The organism is Bacillus sp. FSL R5-0820, assembly GCF_038593385.1.
Lineage (GTDB): Bacteria > Bacillota > Bacilli > Bacillales > Bacillaceae > Bacillus > Bacillus altitudinis.
Window position 1 is genome coordinate 1,741,946 of the sequence record NZ_CP151991.1, and the last position, 17,814, is coordinate 1,759,759.

The 17,814-nt window shown below is 39.7% G+C and carries 21 protein-coding genes; 14 read left to right on the top strand and 7 right to left on the bottom strand.

Annotated elements, in window-relative coordinates; translation table 11 throughout:
- Positions 1–148: 148 nt before the first annotated feature.
- The 4 genes from NST15_RS08835 to NST15_RS08850 all read left to right on the top strand — a co-directional run bounded on the left by NST15_RS08835 (position 149) and on the right by NST15_RS08850 (position 4,798).
- Complete coding sequence (locus NST15_RS08835; RefSeq protein ID WP_008343827.1) at positions 149–1,057, top strand: trypsin-like serine protease; 909 nt, start codon at positions 149–151, stop codon at positions 1,055–1,057.
- A gap of 146 nt (positions 1,058–1,203) precedes the next feature.
- On the top strand, positions 1,204–3,198 hold the full coding sequence (locus tag NST15_RS08840; RefSeq protein WP_342499019.1) for a glycosyltransferase family 39 protein: 1,995 nt from the start codon (positions 1,204–1,206) through the stop codon (positions 3,196–3,198).
- A gap of 227 nt (positions 3,199–3,425) precedes the next feature.
- On the top strand, positions 3,426–3,806 hold the full coding sequence (locus tag NST15_RS08845; RefSeq protein WP_224559893.1) for a NucA/NucB deoxyribonuclease domain-containing protein: 381 nt from the start codon (positions 3,426–3,428) through the stop codon (positions 3,804–3,806).
- A 143-nt stretch (positions 3,807–3,949) separates the two neighbouring features.
- Positions 3,950–4,798: an STAS domain-containing protein gene (locus NST15_RS08850; RefSeq protein ID WP_342499020.1), complete on the top strand. Its 849-nt coding sequence runs from the start codon at positions 3,950–3,952 to the stop codon at positions 4,796–4,798.
- A 32-nt stretch (positions 4,799–4,830) separates the two neighbouring features.
- On the opposite strand, the gene NST15_RS08855 is transcribed toward NST15_RS08850, so the two are convergent.
- Positions 4,831–5,373, bottom strand: coding sequence for an IseA DL-endopeptidase inhibitor family protein (locus tag NST15_RS08855; RefSeq protein ID WP_017367324.1), 543 nt, complete (start codon positions 5,371–5,373; stop codon positions 4,831–4,833).
- 296 nt (positions 5,374–5,669) lie between these two features.
- On the opposite strand from NST15_RS08855, the gene NST15_RS08860 reads away from it, so the two are divergent.
- Entirely contained in the window at positions 5,670–6,113 is a 444-nt protein-coding gene (locus NST15_RS08860; protein WP_008343821.1) for a hypothetical protein, read from the top strand.
- 47 nt (positions 6,114–6,160) lie between these two features.
- On the opposite strand, the gene lexA is transcribed toward NST15_RS08860, so the two are convergent.
- The gene (gene lexA, locus NST15_RS08865) at positions 6,161–6,781 is read right to left on the bottom strand and encodes a transcriptional repressor LexA (protein WP_007499350.1); all 621 of its coding nucleotides are present in this window, start codon (positions 6,779–6,781) and stop codon (positions 6,161–6,163) included.
- A 159-nt stretch (positions 6,782–6,940) separates the two neighbouring features.
- On the opposite strand from lexA, the gene yneA reads away from it, so the two are divergent.
- The 6 genes from yneA to NST15_RS08895 all read left to right on the top strand — a co-directional run bounded on the left by yneA (position 6,941) and on the right by NST15_RS08895 (position 11,357).
- Entirely contained in the window at positions 6,941–7,252 is a 312-nt protein-coding gene (yneA, locus tag NST15_RS08870) for a cell division suppressor protein YneA (RefSeq protein ID WP_007499348.1), read from the top strand.
- A 17-nt stretch (positions 7,253–7,269) separates the two neighbouring features.
- Positions 7,270–7,917, top strand: coding sequence for a recombinase family protein (locus NST15_RS08875; protein ID WP_144740949.1), 648 nt, complete (start codon positions 7,270–7,272; stop codon positions 7,915–7,917).
- A gap of 69 nt (positions 7,918–7,986) precedes the next feature.
- On the top strand, positions 7,987–8,217 hold the full coding sequence (locus NST15_RS08880) for a DUF896 domain-containing protein (RefSeq protein ID WP_008343816.1): 231 nt from the start codon (positions 7,987–7,989) through the stop codon (positions 8,215–8,217).
- A gap of 188 nt (positions 8,218–8,405) precedes the next feature.
- Complete coding sequence (tkt, locus tag NST15_RS08885) at positions 8,406–10,409, top strand: transketolase (protein WP_019744127.1); 2,004 nt, start codon at positions 8,406–8,408, stop codon at positions 10,407–10,409.
- Positions 10,410–10,607: 198 nt separating this feature from the next.
- Positions 10,608–11,054 (top strand): sporulation inhibitor of replication protein SirA, encoded by a 447-nt coding sequence (sirA, locus tag NST15_RS08890; RefSeq protein WP_007499339.1) that lies wholly within the window; start codon positions 10,608–10,610, stop codon positions 11,052–11,054.
- An 84-nt stretch (positions 11,055–11,138) separates the two neighbouring features.
- Positions 11,139–11,357 (top strand): YneF family protein, encoded by a 219-nt coding sequence (locus tag NST15_RS08895; RefSeq protein ID WP_003212379.1) that lies wholly within the window; start codon positions 11,139–11,141, stop codon positions 11,355–11,357.
- 268 nt (positions 11,358–11,625) lie between these two features.
- Here NST15_RS08895 and NST15_RS08900 read toward each other — a convergent pair whose 3' ends face one another.
- Positions 11,626–11,793, bottom strand: coding sequence for an aspartyl-phosphate phosphatase Spo0E family protein (locus NST15_RS08900; protein WP_008343814.1), 168 nt, complete (start codon positions 11,791–11,793; stop codon positions 11,626–11,628).
- Positions 11,794–12,007: 214 nt separating this feature from the next.
- On the opposite strand from NST15_RS08900, the gene NST15_RS08905 reads away from it, so the two are divergent.
- Both NST15_RS08905 and NST15_RS08910 read left to right on the top strand, forming a co-directional pair.
- Positions 12,008–12,715: a cytochrome c biogenesis protein CcdA gene (locus NST15_RS08905; protein WP_008343813.1), complete on the top strand. Its 708-nt coding sequence runs from the start codon at positions 12,008–12,010 to the stop codon at positions 12,713–12,715.
- 94 nt (positions 12,716–12,809) lie between these two features.
- Positions 12,810–13,292, top strand: coding sequence for a CcdC protein domain-containing protein (locus NST15_RS08910; protein ID WP_007499337.1), 483 nt, complete (start codon positions 12,810–12,812; stop codon positions 13,290–13,292).
- Positions 13,293–13,313: 21 nt separating this feature from the next.
- Here the strand turns inward: NST15_RS08910 and NST15_RS08915 are convergent, their stop codons facing one another.
- The 4 genes from NST15_RS08915 to sspO form a co-directional block, all read right to left on the bottom strand.
- Positions 13,314–13,742 (bottom strand): DUF2621 domain-containing protein, encoded by a 429-nt coding sequence (locus NST15_RS08915; RefSeq protein ID WP_007499335.1) that lies wholly within the window; start codon positions 13,740–13,742, stop codon positions 13,314–13,316.
- Between the two features lie 259 nt (positions 13,743–14,001).
- Positions 14,002–14,391: an Hsp20/alpha crystallin family protein gene (locus tag NST15_RS08920; protein WP_024719083.1), complete on the bottom strand. Its 390-nt coding sequence runs from the start codon at positions 14,389–14,391 to the stop codon at positions 14,002–14,004.
- A 102-nt stretch (positions 14,392–14,493) separates the two neighbouring features.
- On the bottom strand, positions 14,494–14,640 hold the full coding sequence (locus NST15_RS08925) for a small acid-soluble spore protein P (RefSeq protein WP_003211331.1): 147 nt from the start codon (positions 14,638–14,640) through the stop codon (positions 14,494–14,496).
- Between the two features lie 17 nt (positions 14,641–14,657).
- On the bottom strand, positions 14,658–14,804 hold the full coding sequence (gene sspO / locus NST15_RS08930) for a small acid-soluble spore protein O (RefSeq protein ID WP_035700940.1): 147 nt from the start codon (positions 14,802–14,804) through the stop codon (positions 14,658–14,660).
- Positions 14,805–15,024: 220 nt separating this feature from the next.
- Between sspO and acnA the strand changes: the two genes are divergently transcribed.
- Complete coding sequence (gene acnA / locus NST15_RS08935) at positions 15,025–17,754, top strand: aconitate hydratase AcnA (RefSeq protein WP_008343808.1); 2,730 nt, start codon at positions 15,025–15,027, stop codon at positions 17,752–17,754.
- The last annotated feature ends 60 nt before the right edge of the window (positions 17,755–17,814 follow it).

Sequence of the window (17,814 nt, forward strand, 5' to 3'; positions counted from 1 at the left end):
TAGAGAGATCGCTAGAATAAATATTTGGAAGATACGAAACACCTAATTTACAAATGAAATATTTTGTAAAAAATAAGAATATTCTCTCATTTACTCCAATATGAAACAATCGTATCATTTTTGATATAGGACATAAAGGAGGAATATGATGAAAAAGGTGAAAAAATTAATCCCTTCTCTACTCGTTTTTGGTGCTTTAAGTGTGCCTAGTTTTGCCCATGCAGCATCTGATTCAGTACTTACGTCTGATTATGACATGGTGACTTCTGACGGAAAGGTGATTTCTTCAGCTGACTTCCACAACGATATGAAAACCCCCTCATCCTTTGACAAAGTGGATGATCTCTCTTCTACTATTGGCGAAAAAGTAAAACCACTCACAAAATATTTAAAAGACTTTCAAACAAAAGTAGTCATTGGAGACGATGGTAGAACAAAAGTGACGAATACAAGAGTAGCACCCTATAATTCTATTGCCTATATTACATTTGGTGGATCTAGCTGCACAGGAACACTCATTGCTCCAAACAAAATATTGACAAACGGACACTGCGTCTACAATACAGCCACAAGAAGCTATAGTGCAAAAGGGTCTGTCTACCCAGGCATGAATGACAGCACGGCTGTGAACGGCTCAGCAAACATGACCGAATTCTATGTACCAAGCGGATATATCAACACGGGGGCGAGTCAATATGATTTTGCCGTCATTAAAACAGATACGAACATTGGAAATACGGTCGGCTACCGCTCTATTCGTCAAGTGACAAATCTAACAGGTACAACGATTAAAATTTCTGGATATCCAGGTGATAAAATGAGATCGACTGGCAAAGTGTCACAATGGGAAATGTCAGGTCCAGTCACGAGAGAAGATACGAATCTCGCATACTATACGATCGATACATTTAGCGGAAACTCTGGCTCTGCGATGCTAGATCAGAACCAACAAATCGTCGGGGTCCATAATGCGGGTTATTCAAACGGAACGATCAACGGCGGACCAAAAGCGACTGCTGCTTTTGTTGAATTTATCAACTATGCGAAGGCGCAATAAAAAATAGGGCATTCAGCTTGTTTCCTTTACAGGGGACAGGCTTTTTTTATCGTCAAATGCAGAAAAGTTTCTTTTTTTGTTCATCACTATTTCATATTTAAAAGCTATGCTGAATGAAATAAATGAAAAAGAAAGAAGAGATATGAGTGAAAAATAAAAAAATAGATATGATATTGTTGTTGATTTTACTGATCGCAGCTTTTCTCTACACTTATCAAATTTGGCAGAATGACAGTGCCAATCAATATTATTTAGCTGCAGTCAAAAGTATGTCCAAAAGCTTCCATCACTTTTTTTATGCCTCGTTTGATGCAACTGGATTCGTATCAATTGATAAACCACCCGTCGTTTTATGGATTCAAACCATCAGTGCACTTATTTTTGGCTTTCATACATGGAGTGTGATATTGCCGCAGGCACTTGCTGGAGTGGGGTCTGTTCTTCTTCTTTATCTCATGATAAAACCGGCTTTCGGTCAAGGTGCTGCAAGGGTGTCAGCGGCCGTTATGGCTCTCACACCAATTGCCGCAGCTGTGAGCAGAACGAACAATATCGACAGTATGCTCGTCTTCACATTACTTGCGGGTACGTATTTCTTGATGCGTGCTGTAAAAAGAGGGAAGTTGCGCTGGCTTCTTATTGCCTTCGCTTTGGTAGCGGTAGGATTTAATATGAAGATGCTGCAAGCGTTTATGGTCGTTCCAGCATTTATTTTCTACTATTTCATTGCTGCTCGCGTACCGTTAAAAAAGAAAATTTTCTCTCTCTTATGCTCTATGGTCGTATTAGTCTGCTTATCTCTATCGTGGGCAGTTGCTGTAGATATGACAGCTGAAAGTGAGCGCCCTTATGTGGGAAGCAGCCAAACAAATTCAGTGTTAGAACTTGCCTTTGGTTATAATGGCACGGAACGGCTGCTTGGTCAGACGACAGGGAAATCCTTTGGTGACATGAACCAGCAAGCAGGTATGGTGATGCCAGACAATTCTGGATTAGGCGATTCGTCAGAGGATCAGTCAAACAGAAATCAGCCGCCGCCATCCCAAAATCAAATGATGCTACCTCAACATGGTCCAGATGGTGGTTCTCCGCCTGGAAGTGCTGTAGGTCAACAAAGCATGAATATGTATGGCACGGGGAATCCCGGTATATTTCGTTTATTTCAATCTGCATTGTCAGGTCAAATCAGCTGGATGCTGCCGTTTGCTTTGTTTGGACTTTTAGGGATGATCATCAGCTGGTGGAAGGAGAGAAAAGCTCAATTAAATGAATGGAAACAAACGATGTTTTGGACAGCATGGCTGATTCCTGCTGCCGGATTCTTTAGTATTGCGGGTTTCTTTCACCATTACTATCTCATTATGCTTGCCCCGCCTATTGCAGCACTATGCGGCATAGGAGCTAAGAAGATGGGAGAGTTATTTAAGGCCAACAAAGGAGTATCTGCGTATTTGCTTCCAGCAGCAATCGCTGTTACAGCCATCTTCCAAGGGTATATTTTGAGTAACTATACGACTCAAATCAGTAGTATTTGGATGTATGCCATTGCGATTGCAGGGATGATTATCGCTATCCTATTGCTGATATACAGAGAAAAACAATTGATCATGAAACGACTGCTCATCACCGCTTTGACAACGCTGTTACTGATTCCAGGTTTTTGGTCCGCCACCCCAATCATCTATGGTGGAAATGCTGTTCTTCCAGAGGCAGGTGTACAGCTGGCTAGTTCACGAGGAGGGAACATGTTTACATCTAGTGTCGATCAAGGCTTACTCACTTATTTAAAGGCGCATCAAACAGGTGAAACGTATTTATTTGCAACGCTTACGACTGTTACCGCAGCGCCATATATCATTGATGAAGATGAGAATGTAATGGCTTTAGGCGGTTTTAATGGGACAGATCCTATTTTGACTGTCAACAAATTAAAAGCACTTATTCAACAAGGAAAGGTGAAATACTTTTTATTAACAGACAATCAGTCATCAGCTAACAGCAAATTGGTGAGTTGGATTAAATCACATGGTACAGTCATCTCATCTGAAGAATATAAACGATCCTCATCAGCTGAAGAGGGGATGCCGTCCGAGATGTCTTCACAAAACGAAACATTATATAGAGTAGATGAAATATCTTAAGTAGAACAAGGCGAATGATGAAGAGATCATTCGTTTTTTCTTATGGATCAGTATCTAGGAAGATTCAGCTCATGTTTTTCACATGTCATCACTCAGCCACTCATACATTAAAAATGACTCATTCCCTTCAAGTCAACATCATTTCATCAAAAGTATGAGGAGGTCACGAGCTTTTGAAGATGAGAAAAGGCTGGATCGCTGCTGTCGTTCTTTGTTTTGTCATTTGGATGGGTGCGTTATTAGGTGGTTTTGGAGAGGATCGTTCAGCAAAAGGGGCAGATCGTTATGATCATGTGATTCAATTTCCTAAGGAACGGTATCCTGAAACAGGCAGTCATATTCAAGAAGCTATTCGAAAAGGACACTCAGACGTGTGTACCATTGACCGAAATGGGGCAGATGCCCGCAGGCAAGAATCATTAAAAGGAATTCCCACAAAACCTGGTTTTGACCGGGATGAATGGCCGATGGCGGTGTGTCTTGAAGGAGGAAAGGGGGCGAGCGTTCAATATGTCAGTCCATCAGATAATAGAGGCGCTGGTTCATGGGTCGGGCATCAAATCAGTGGGTATCCTGACGGGAAACGAATTTTATTTATTGTCAAATAAACATAGACAAGAGGCTCCTTGAGAGGGGCTCTTTTTGTTCAACAGGAGCGTATTCGAGCTAGCAGGTACAAAAGATTCAGTGGTACAATCAATCCATCAGGTACAAAGACTGACAAGTAGAAAATGTGAAGGGACATATGCTTATGGAAAAGAACCGTGCATTATACGATTTTTTCATGCAACATGCAGAGAAACTGACTGAAACATGGTATGAATCAATTGAGGATGATGATCCAGAATCCATTTATCGTTCAACAGATTCCAGCATCATAGCAGAGCTAAAACGGCAAAATCAAGATTATTATCAGCATTTTATACGCGCACTTATTGAAGACAAGACGTATTTACATACGAAATTTAAAAAATGGTCTGAAGACTTAGCAAGTGATCCGAAGCACTTGAACACGCCATTAGATTACGTCGTGAGAGAGTATATGTCCAATCAAAGAGTGGTTCTTCATTACTTAAAAGAGTTTATAAAACAGCATCAAGGTGATATTGACATTGACCGAATATTTTATTGGTATGATTTGATATCTGAGGCATTTAACATTTCAATTCATGTCTTTATTCAGCAATATGTGAAAAATACCACCAATAAACTCGTTGCACAAAGAGACATGATTTATGAGCTGAGTTCCCCAGTCATTGTGTTAAAAAGTCATGTTGCCTTATTGCCTTTAGTTGGAGATATTGACACTGCGCGAGCAAAGATTATCTTAGAAAATACATTAAAACAGTGTTCGCAAAAAGGTGTTCAACATTTATGTATTGATTTATCAGGTGTCGTCATCATTGATACGATGGTAGCACATCAAATCTTTGATCTTGTCACGTCACTTCGGTTAATTGGGGTTGATACGACCATTTCAGGCATTAGACCAGAAATTGCTCAAACGGCTGTACAGCTTGGACTGTCTTTTAATGAATTTCAAACGGCTTCATCACTTGCTCACGCTTTAGATCGTATGACTGAATTTTCATCCATATAAAAACCAGGCCTAGTAAACGGCCTGGTTTTTATTTAGATCACAGCGTCAATTTTTGTTACTTTCCAATCCTTTTGTACTTTCTCGAAAGTGACAGTACGTTTTACTTTGCGTCCATCAAGTGTTGGGACTGTGAATTCGTATGTGCGGATTGTACTTTTCTTAGAGACGAGTTTAGGTGTTGCCTTATCCCAATTAAGCATATTGTCTCCGTCACCAACTGGCACAGCCATTTTACCTTTATGAACGATGAACTGATAGTCTTTTAAACCGTGAGTAATGGCATCTTTTGTGAACACTTGAGATAGATAGCTGTTTAGTTTTTTCTTTGTATCAAATGTTTTAGACAGGTAGTTGTAAGTCATATCTTTATAAGTAAATGATTTTAATTTGTAATCTGAATGCTCTTTAATGTTGTAGCCTGACATCGCACTCCAAAAGTGTTCTCTTGCATCAAGGGCAATATGTAACGCTTCTTTATTTGTCAAAGCGGCTGATTTTTTGGAAGCGGCCAGTGTTGTTGTTTGTAATGAGATCATAAGCATAATAGCGGTTAATAAAACAAATAATTTTTTCAAGGCGATTGCCTCCTTTTCTCAATGAAAACTTCTTATGTTACAAATGTTACAATAGTTACAGATATATTACAAGTATTAAATCTAAATGTTTTTTATTTCTTTTCTTTCTACATATATAACGTTTGAGGGAGACAAAAAGTTTTCATTTTTTTATTTTTTTCTTCCTCATTAATATTTAACCGTTCTAAAGAAGAATAAAACGTCTTTTGGAAAGATTTCTATTTGTCTCTTCAACACTCTTTTTTTATGTATGACATATACTGTCGTGATGAATGTCTAAGAAAGTGGTGTTTAATATGTATAATCCATATGAAGGTACGTGGAATGGGTACTTGTACGATCGGCAGGTACAAAGCATGCCGGCGTTTCCTATTTCTCAAGTTGGAGGATTTCCCGGCTTGCCATTCGGAGGGACTGGGCAAGGGCAAGGAGCAGGAGGACAATCGGTCCCGCCAGCCCCGCCGCAGCATATCATCTCGCAATATCAACAAGCAGTTTCTCAGCCTCAAAGTATGCAGCCGCTCATTGCAGGGCAGAGTGTAGGCGGAAGCCAGCAAACGGTTCAATTTGCAGCTGGATGTAATAGAAGGTGGACCATTGTGTTCCTTAGAAACGGTCAAGTATTTCTCATGTATGTTCTTTCCTCGCAGCCTTTTGGCCGTACAACGGGTTTCATATGGCCGAACTTTACATTTGGCTCGTTCCCAAGCTCTAGTATTCTTGCATATTCTTGTTCATAAAAGAAAAAGCCGGCTCTCATCAAACGTTGATGAAATACCGGCTTTTTTTAATGAATATTTCTAAATACGCCAATCACTTTACCTAGTATACTCACATTCTGTAAAATAATCGGTTCCATTGATGGATTCTCGGGCTGTAATCTAAAGTGTGTATCTTCCTTATAAAAACGTTTCACTGTTGCTTCATCTTCTTCTGTCATAGCCACCACAATATCTCCATTGTTGGCAGTGCTTTGTTGACGCACAATGACGTAGTCTTTGTCCAAAATACCTGCATCGATCATACTTTCTCCCATAATTTCAAGCATAAATACTTGTTCATCTGGCGCTGCAAAAGTTTCTGGAAGTGGGAAATATTCTTCTACATTCTCAACAGCCGTGATAGGCAAGCCTGCTGTGACTTTTCCGATGACTGGAACATTCATTACAGCGCTCTTTGGAATATTCATTTCCTCTTCATCTAGTACTTCGATCGCTCTAGGTTTCGTTGGGTCTCTTCTAATTAAACCTTTCGTTTCTAGTCTAGCTAAATGTCCATGGACAGTTGAACTTGATGCTAGACCGACAGCTTCGCCAATTTCACGAACGGATGGGGGATAACCCTTGCTTTTTACTTCTTCTTTTATGAATTTCAGGATATCGAGTTGTCTTTTTGATAGCTTCGTCATCTTTTGCACCTCAAAACGTCAATTTTAAAGAAATTATAGCATGTTTTTCCTAACAGTACAAACATAGGTTCGAAAAAAACGTTTGACAGAAACGTTTGTTCGTATTTATAATGAGTGTCAGAAAGAACGAACACACATTCTATTAGGAGAGATGACATTATGAGGTTAAAGGAATCTATTATTTTTATTGGGCTATTCTCATTCATCGTTGGCATATTTCTCTCACTTATTGCAGTCACTAGCCATAATGATCCAAATCAATATGTTAAAATAGAGGTTCAATCAGGTGATACTCTTTGGGGATTAGCTGATCAAGTAAACGACAGTAAATCAATCGATAAAAATGCTTTTATTGACTGGGTAACTGAACACAATGATCTCGCTTCAACTGACATCCAGCCTGGAGATATCCTTGTCATTCCAGTTAAAAAAGAGCATCCAGTCGTATATCAACTTGCAACAGTACAGTAGAAAGGTCGATTGAAGACATGAATGCAATCATTTATGCGAGAGTAAGTACTGCCAAAGAAGAGCAAGAAACCTCGCTTACAAGACAAGAAGAAGAACTGCTTGCTTTAGCTGCAGCGCACAAGATGAATGTAGTCAAAGTGATTAAAGAAAAAGCGAGTGGATACGATCTTGATCGTGACGGTGTTTTTGACATGCTGGCTACGCTGAAAGAGGAAGAAATCGATGCTGTTCTCATTCAAGATGAGACACGCCTTGGAAGAGGGCAGGCGAAAATCGCTCTTCTTCACTGTCTGTTTAAAGAGAAAGTCAAGGTGTACAGCGTATTTCATAGAGGAGAGCTTGAGCTTTCAGAAGCAGACGAAATGGTCATTGAAATTGTAGGCGTTGTAGAAGAGTATCAGCGGAAAATTCATAATTTGAAAATTAAGCGTGGGATGAAAAAAGCTGTTGAGCGAGGGTATCAACCCGAACTAAATTTAAAACACCAAGAGCAGGCGCCTGGCCGCGAACGTATTGAAGTACCGATTTCTGAAATTGTTCGATTAAGAAAAAACAACATGACATTCGCTGAAATTGCAGTGACATTGCAGGCACTTGGTTTTGACATTTCAAAAGCAACCGTCCATAGAAGGTACCAAGAATATGAAAAAGGGCTTGCGACTTAAAGCGTGATTTGTTGTAAAAATGACTGATATTTAGTAGTATGTAGAGAAAATGTTTTAAAGGAGTTTGTCATGATTTCTAAAGAACAGCTTGCAAGAATCAATGAGCTTTCAAAAAAGTCGAAAGAGGCCGGTTTGTCGGACGCTGAGAAAACAGAACAGAAGCAATTAAGAGAGGAATATTTAAAGGCTTTTCGTTCTTCTATGAAAAATACACTCAAAACCGTGAAAATCGTCGATCCAGAAGGAAACGATGTCACACCAGAAAAATTAAAAAGAGAAAGAGACCAGAATCTTCATTAAAGGTCATCATTTCTTTATTTTTGAAAAGATGGGAGGAATATTCTCATCTTTTTTCATATTTGCATAAGTTTTTAGGTGATCGATAAACTAAATGTGACAAAATCCTTCTTTTTCGGCGTGAAATAGTTGTGAAAAAAGGACAGTAGATTTATGATAATGGTGTACACAAGATACGGAAGGGGATTTATATGGAAACGATTGAATTGAAATCTATTGCAACAATACGTACTCTCTCCATAGACGCAATTGAAAAAGCGAATTCCGGTCACCCTGGAATGCCGATGGGCGCTGCACCAATGGCATACGCTTTATGGACGAATCACTTAAACGTAAGTCCGCAAAATCCAAATTGGTTTAACAGAGACCGTTTTGTGTTATCTGCGGGACATGGCTCTATGCTTTTATATAGCATGCTTCATTTAAGCGGATACAATCTGAGCATCGAAGATTTAAAACAATTCCGCCAATGGGGAAGCAAAACACCTGGACATCCTGAGTTTGGACATACAGAGGGCGTAGATGCGACAACAGGTCCTTTAGGACAAGGGATTGCGATGGCTGTTGGAATGGCACTTGCAGAAAGACATCTTGCAGAAACGTATAACAAAGACAATTTTAATGTTGTGGATCACTATACATACAGCATTTGCGGAGATGGAGACTTAATGGAGGGCATTTCCTCTGAAGCTGCTTCACTTGCTGGTCATTTAGGCTTAGGCCGTTTAATTGTTCTTTATGATTCAAACGACATTTCTTTAGATGGCGACCTTGATCGTTCTTTCTCTGAAAATGTGAAGAATCGTTTTGAAGCGATGAATTGGGAAGTTCTTTATGTAAAAGACGGCAATAACATTGAAGAAGTGACGGCTGCCATTGAAAAAGCCAAACAAAGTACAGACAAACCTACACTTATTGAAGTGAAGACGACAATCGGTTTCGGTTCACCAAACCGTGCGGGAACGTCTGGGGTGCACGGTGCACCGCTTGGCAGTGAGGAAGCGAAGCTAACGAAGGAAGCTTATTCTTGGACGTTTGAAGAAGATTTCCATGTACCTTCTGAAGTGTACGATCATTTCAAAACTGCTGTTAAAGACGCTGGACAGAAAAAAGAATCAGCGTGGAATGAACTGTTTGAGCAATATGAAAAAGAATATCCAGAACTGGCAGCTCAGCTGAAGCTTGCGATTGAAGGAAAACTTCCTGAGAATTGGGATCAAGAAGTTCCTGTTTATGAAGCAGGTTCAAGCCTTGCCTCTCGTGCTTCTTCTGGAGAAGTATTAAATGGCATTGCAAAGCAAGTACCATTCTTTATTGGTGGGTCTGCTGACCTTGCTGGATCAAATAAAACAACAATCAAAGATACAAGTGACTTTGGTAGAGAGAATTATGCTGGCAGAAACATTTGGTTTGGTGTGAGAGAATTCGCAATGGGTGCAGCATTAAACGGTATGGCACTTCACGGCGGACTTCGTGTATTCGGTGGAACATTCTTTGTTTTCTCAGACTACTTAAGACCTGCCATTCGTCTTGCTGCATTAATGGGACTTCCTGTCACTTATGTATTTACGCATGACAGCATTGCGGTTGGGGAAGATGGACCAACGCATGAGCCAGTTGAACAGCTCGCTTCATTACGTGCGATGCCTAACCTTTCTGTTATTCGTCCAGCTGATGGAAACGAAACAGCTGCAGCATGGAAAATTGCTGTATCTTCAACGAATAAACCGACAGCGCTTGTTCTTACTCGTCAAAACCTTCCAACGATTGATCAATCACCAGAGAAGGCGTATGAAGGCGTAGAAAAAGGTGGATATGTCGTCGTTGAAGCAGCTGATGCACAGCCAGAAGCTCTTCTACTTGCTTCAGGATCTGAAGTAGGTTTAGCCATTGAAGCGCAAAAAGCACTTGAAAAAGAAGGCATTCGCGTTTCTGTCGTGAGCTTACCTGCATGGGATCGCTTTGATGAGCAGTCAGACGAATACAAAGAGTCCGTTCTTCCTAAAGCAGTGAGAGCACGTGTTGCAATCGAAATGGGTGCTTCACTTGGCTGGGAACGTTACACTGGCCTTGATGGCGATGTGATTGCGATTGATAAATTTGGCGCTTCTGCACCAGGCGAAACCATTATTGAAAAATACGGTTTCACTGTCAGCAACGTGGTGAGCCGCGTAAAAGCAAAGCTGAATAAATAATCAGTCTCCAAGCATCATGTTTTTTTGCAGTTGGTTTGCAGAGCTTTTCACTATGCTCTGCAAACTTTTTTCTTTTTTCTTGTTTTTTTGACAAAACTAGTTTCTTCTTGCTTCATATATAGACAATTCTTTCTTTCACATTTTTGTATAATACAAGCAATAAGCGAGATTGACGAAATGTGAAAGGAAGGGATAGACATGGAACGCCATTATTATATTTATTGGATTGAGGATGAGTTTGCTCATCATTATTTTGGTAGAGAATCTATTTTGTTTCATTTGTTTGAATCGTTACACTGGACGAACCGCAGTGATGACGAATTAGTCATGCTTGTTAAGCAAGTGGATTATGTAACGAAACGAATCCCTGCTTTTCATATGCACCAGCGTTTAATGAACAATTTAACCAACATTCACTATACACAAATAGGCTCAATATACAGTGCATCGCTGCCAGATGGAAAAGGCACAGCCGCATTCATTATAAAAGACCGTTACATTCAAATGTCTGCCACAGGCAGTTATGAGGCAGAAGCGGTGTTTTTTGAAGTACTCAGAAAAATTAGTCCTTGTTTCCTGGCTATGGACTTTGGATCAAAGAAGCACGGGTGGCTCAATCCGGTAAAAGTGAGGAATTTTGTTTAAAAAAATAAAATTGAACGTGAAATGTTGTATAATAGCCTTTTGTTTAGTACACTTTATACGAGACAACATGAAGGAGGAAGAATTATGGATTTATGGGTTGTCATCCTTGTAGGCGTTGTTGCACTGCTTGCAGGAGTTGCACTCGGATTCTTTATTGCTCGTAAGTATATGATGAGCTATTTGAAAAAGAATCCACCAATTAATGAACAAATGCTTCGAATGATGATGATGCAAATGGGCATGAAACCGTCCCAAAAGAAAATCAATCAAATGATGAAAGCCATGAACAACCAAGCGAAATAATACGTACGTTATTATGATCATAGATGGAACATGGTCCCTAAAGATTGGACAAGCGATGTCCTTTCTTTATTGAAGTCACCTTCATCAGACGCATAAAACCACTGTACTTGCATGAATAAAGCAGGGAAAGTGGTTTTTATTTTGCCGTGAACCGTCCGTTTAAGACAAAACAAAAAACCCCTGTGAGCAGAGGTTTTCGTTTCTTTTATTGTCACACATATCAACTTTTCTAAAATCGTGCGGCATTTGTTTCTATCTTGAGATATCATTAGTTGGCTGAGTTTGAGTGTAAGTGTCGTTGATATTGTAAGAGGAGATGATCTAGCTGCTGGCTATGTTCGATGGTCACTGTTGATGTCATCCCATTATGCAAGACAACTTTCATCAGCTCTTCTCTTTTTTCTTCAATTTGAGTTAATAATGATGTTTTTACCAAAGTCATGTTCCTTTCATGCAAATCTTGATAAAAAGAATCGATTCTATTATATCCATTTTAAGGTTTATTTTCAAATTTAAAGGGTTTGGTATCTTGATGTCAAATTAAATTATATAAGGTTTTAAGAGATTAGACCATCTTTATTGAGGCGATGTAAAAAAAATGAAATGAATTTGTCATCTCTTATTGTATATTGTAAGAAGGGGGTGTTCTTTTGTCAGATTTGAATTACTTTTTAGCGTTTGGAGCAGGGTTTCTATCTTTTATCTCACCGTGCTGTCTGCCACTTTATCCAGCCTTTTTATCCTATATTACGGGCGTTAGTATAGATGAAGTGAAATCTGAGAAGGTGATGCTGAGAAGAAGAAGTCTTCTTCATACATTATTCTTTTTAATTGGGTTCTCTCTCATTTTTATTGCCATTGGATTTGGGACATCGTTTGTTGGGAAGTTTTTCATTGAATATCAAGATGCGATTCGTCAAATTGGTGCCATTCTCATTATTTTCTTTGGCTTTATGATTCTTGGTGTATTTCAGCCTTCTTTTTTAATGGGAGAAAAGAGGTTGCAGTTTAAAAATCGTCCAGCCGGTTTTTTTGGATCGATTCTCATCGGAATGGGTTTTGCTGCTGGTTGGACACCATGTACCGGCCCGATTTTATCAGCTGTCATCACACTTGCCAGCAACAAGCCAGAGTCCGCTGTGACCTACATGATTGCGTATGTATTAGGTTTTGCTATCCCATTTTTTGTTCTTTCCTTTTTCATCACAAAAATGGCTTGGATCAGAAAGCGTCAGCAGCTCATCATGAAAACTGGCGGGATTATTATGATCGTAGTAGGGATCTTACTGTTCTTTGATCTTCTGACATGGATCATTATTATGTTCTCATCATTATTTGGAGGATTTACGGGCTTTTGAAATCGTTTTCTACAGTCGCGGCGAATGGTTTTTTTTCGTCAATTGGAGTATATTATACATAGACTGACCTTAAAGAATAAAGGAATGATTTGATATGATGATCATAATTTCTTCTATAGTGGCGGTATGTATGGCGGTAGCCGTCATGTTTATTCGCATTAAATCATCTGCAAAACCTGCAACCGCGAAAAAAATTATATTACCTCCTATCTTTATGAGCACTGGTGCACTGATGTTTTTTGTGCCAATGTTTCAAGTAACTGGAGCTGAATTTTTAGAGGCGATTACTGTAGGGATGTTTTTCTCTATCTTTTTAATTAAAACATCGAAATTTGAAATTAGAGGCAATGAAATCTATTTGAAACGTTCAAAAGCATTTGTGTTTATTCTCATTGGACTTCTTGTCCTTCGTATCGGAATGAAGACGATTTTAAGCTCTTCCATTGATTATGGTGCGCTCAGCGGGATGTTTTGGATTCTAGCCTTTGGCATGATTGTCCCATGGCGGGTTGCGATGTATTTGTCGTTTAGAAAGATGTCTAAACAATTAGATCTGCAGCAGGCCCAAATAAATTAAACCTCCTTTTTAAAAAGGAGGTTATTTTAATAAAGATTCATATGGTGAATGGTCGATCTTTTTTTCTTGAAGGCGCTTTAGTAGAAATTTATGATCCCGCTTCGGTGTAGCGATAATATAGCCGCGAATGATTAAGTCTAAATTAATGCTGGCCGCTTGTTCTTTTAGTGCCAGTTCGCCAATTTTGCCGGCGATTTTTTCTTTGGCGACATCTCTAAACAGCTCTGGAACCGGTAATACTAGCTCATTTAATAGCTGTTTGTCTTCATCGCGCCATAGGTGCAGGCTCTTTTGAATATATTCATCCTGCCAATCAAGCTCTGATTTCCCGTCTTCTTTCGGCAATCGTTTTAAAAACTTGCGAAACATAAAAAAGCCACCGATTGCTAGTAATCCAATCATCACTGTACCCCAAAATAAAATGAACCACAAAAACCAGCCGCTTAACATGTTCTCACTCCCTATATCCCTTCTCTCTATTCTATTTTACATGAAGAGAAGGTAGAAGAAAATAACAAAAATGTATGTGTTTTTTCTCTATAAATGCCTTTTTTGATAAAGAGACGCCCATTTACTAGAATGACCCAAACCATTTAGTAGAAAAGGAATACATTATTGTATAGCGACTCTACTATTTGGCCATGGTGGTTCGCACAAGGTATTGACTTGAAACGAACGGAAGAGAGCCCACCTGTATACAGGTGGGCTCTTAATGTTTGAAGTGCGGCATTTGAAAGGAAAATGCTCCGTCTTGACGATGGGCATCTTTTTTGATTTTTATTGATATGATTCTGTTTTCGTAATCTGTATCAATGTCTTTGTCATTCAAATAAAAAGGGAGCATGACACTTTTTTCAATCGGCTGTTCTCTTTCATCAATCAAATAAGCGAGGATGAGCTCACATCCGGAAAAGGTCAGTTTTAAATCAGTGATCGATAGGGTGGAGAGGTCGATCTCAATAATATAATCACGGCTCGTTTCGTAAAGATCTATTGGGAGCTGTTCGTCATACCATGCAAAAGGATCGTCCATTAATACACTCAGCCAATCATCTATTTCAAGAAAATCAGAGGAATTCACTTGCTTTTCATTCTCCATAAACACTCCTCCATCACATCTCATAATAAATCATATGATGAAAGTTGAAATGTGTGAAAGACCTAAAACATCCCGTTTGGTCACGGGCTTAAGAGAAAATGTTTACATATCATGATGTGAATTGTGCTTTTGTCTTGTATGGTTGCGGTTTTTCACTTTTTTACTGCCTGATAGTGGCTCAGGCTGCCCGCCTTGATGCTCTTTAGGAGAGTTTTGACGTATGTCTTTCCCAGTGTTTTTGTTCGTCATCATTTCTCACTCCTTTCTTATTGGTTTTTTTTACGCTTTTTATTGTTTTGCTTTTGTTCTTCTGTTAAAACGAGCTGATCATTTTCTATATAGCCTGCACCATTTCCTTGGCTTTTGGCTGCGTTCATGTCGTCAATGACATGATTTGCTTTTCTTTTTGTCATGTTCTATCACCTCAGCATTAGTATGAACCCGTGCTGCTCAGTTTATGAGGAGTAATCATTTCCTTGTGATAAGCTAAACTTATTGAATTTAATAAAAGCATTGTTATTTACTTATGTATGAATTTGTTTTAAGATGAAATTGTGAGAAAATTGTGGTGAAATACGACGATTTTTCTGAGAATTGAAATTGATCTTGATCATCAAAAGGGGGATTTTGGACATGTCGAAACAGCAGCAAGTCGCTAAACAAGACGCTTTTCAATCTAGAAAAACGTTTTCGACAAATGGGAAAACGTATCACTATTATTCGTTAGAAGCACTCGAGAAACAAGGAATCGGAAATGTTTCTAAATTGCCTTATTCCATTAAGGTACTGTTAGAATCAGTGCTTCGCCAAGTAGACGGTAGAGTGATCAAAAAGGAACACGTTGAGAACTTGGCAAAATGGGGAACTGCCGAGGTAAAAGAAATTGATGTTCCATTTAAACCTTCTCGTGTTATTTTACAAGACTTCACGGGTGTGCCAGCTGTCGTTGACCTTGCTTCTTTAAGAAAAGCAATGGCAGATGTGGGCGGAGACCCAGATAAAATCAACCCTGAAATTCCAGTTGACCTGGTCATTGACCACTCTGTACAAGTCGATAAAGCTGGAACTGAAGATGCATTAAACATTAACATGGATTTAGAATTCGAACGTAACGCAGAGCGTTATAACTTCCTTAGCTGGGCAAAGAAAGCGTTTAACAATTATCAAGCTGTTCCGCCTGCAACAGGGATCGTTCACCAAGTGAACTTAGAGTATCTTGCAAGTGTTGTTCATGCAATCGAAGAAGATGGCGAGATCATCACTTACCCAGATACATTAGTTGGTACTGACTCACATACAACAATGATTAACGGTATCGGTGTACTTGGATGGGGCGTTGGCGGTATCGAAGCAGAAGCTGGAATGCTCGGTCAGCCTTCATACTTCCCAGTACCAGAAGTCATTGGTGCTAAATTAGTTGGAGAGCTTCCAAACGGAACGACTGCAACTGACCTTGCCTTAAAAGTGACACAAGTTCTTCGTGAAAAAGGCGTAGTTAACAAGTTCGTCGAGTTCTTCGGACCTGGTGTTGCACAATTGCCGTTAGCAGATCGTGCAACAATTGCGAACATGGCGCCAGAATACGGTGCAACTTGCGGATTCTTCCCAGTAGATGAAGAAGCGCTAGCTTACCTTCGCCTTACTGGACGTGATGAAGAGCAAATTAATATCGTTGAAGAATATTCTCGCGCAAATGGCTTATTCTATACGCCAGATGCAGAAGAGCCAATCTTTACTGATGTTGTGGAAATTGATCTTTCTCAAATTGAATCAAACTTATCTGGTCCTAAACGTCCACAAGATTTGATTCCACTTTCTCAAATGAAAGAGACGTTCCATAAACACATCGAAAGCCCAGCTGGTAACCAAGGTTTTGGCTTAGAAAAATCAGAGCTAGACAAACAAATCGAATTTGATCTAGCAAATGGTGAAAAGGCTGTGATGAAGACAGGTGCGATTGCGATTGCAGCGATTACGAGCTGTACGAATACATCGAACCCATACGTCTTAATCGGAGCAGGTCTTGTTGCGAAAAAAGCAAGTGAGCTCGGTATGAAGGTGCCAAATTACGTGAAAACGTCACTAGCACCGGGTTCTAAAGTTGTAACAGGGTACCTTGTGAATTCGGGACTTCTTCCATATTTAAGAGACCTCGGATTTAACATTGTTGGGTATGGCTGTACAACATGTATCGGAAACTCCGGACCGCTTGAAAAAGAAATTGAAGATGCTGTCTCTGAAAATGATCTGCTGATCACTTCTGTTTTATCAGGTAACCGTAACTTCGAAGGTCGTATCCACCCGCTTGTAAAAGGAAACTACCTTGCATCTCCACCATTAGTTGTGGCTTATGCACTTGCTGGTACGGTGAATATTGATTTAACAAAAGATCCGATCGGTGTCGATAAAAATGGCGAGAACGTTTATTTCAATGACATTTGGCCATCAATGGATGAAATCAACAGCGTCGTGAAAAGCACTGTCACACCTGAGCTATTCCGTTCAGAGTATGAAACTGTTTTTGACAACAATGACCGCTGGAATGAAATTAAAACGACAGACGATGCATTGTATAAATGGGATGAAAATTCCACATACATTGATAACCCGCCATTCTTCGAAAACTTATCAGTTGAACCTGGTAAAGTTGAACCACTTAAAGGATTGCGCGTAGTGGCGAAGTTTGGTGACTCTGTCACAACAGACCATATTTCTCCTGCTGGAGCGATTGGTAAAGACACACCTGCAGGTAAATACTTGCAAGAAAGAGGCGTATCGCCTAGAGACTTTAACTCATACGGATCTCGCCGTGGTAACCACCATGTTATGATGAGAGGTACTTTTGCAAACATCCGTATTAAGAACCAAATCGCACCAGGAACAGAAGGCGGGTATACAACGTACTGGCCAACTGGTGAAGTGACATCCATTTATGATGCATGCATGCGTTATAAAGAAGATGGAACTGGTCTTGCGATCTTAGCAGGTAAAGATTACGGAATGGGTTCTTCTCGTGACTGGGCTGCAAAAGGAACAAATCTTCTTGGAATTAAATTCGTTCTAGCGGAAAGCTTTGAGCGTATCCACAGAAGTAACCTTGTCTTCATGGGCGTACTTCCTTTACAGTTTAAAGACGGTGAAAGTGCAGAAACTTATGGACTAACAGGAACAGAAACATTTGAAGTAGATGTTGATGAAACAGTTCGTCCGCGTGATCTTGTCACTGTAAAAGCAATTGATACAGATGGCAACGAGAAAACATTTGAAGTAATTGTTCGCTTTGACAGTGAAGTCGAAATTGACTACTACCGCCATGGTGGTATCCTTCAAATGGTATTGCGTGAAAAATTGGCAAGCAACTAATAAAGCAAAGAAGAGAAGGCGCTTAGACAGCTTTCTCTTCTTTTTTAACATAGTGGAGGA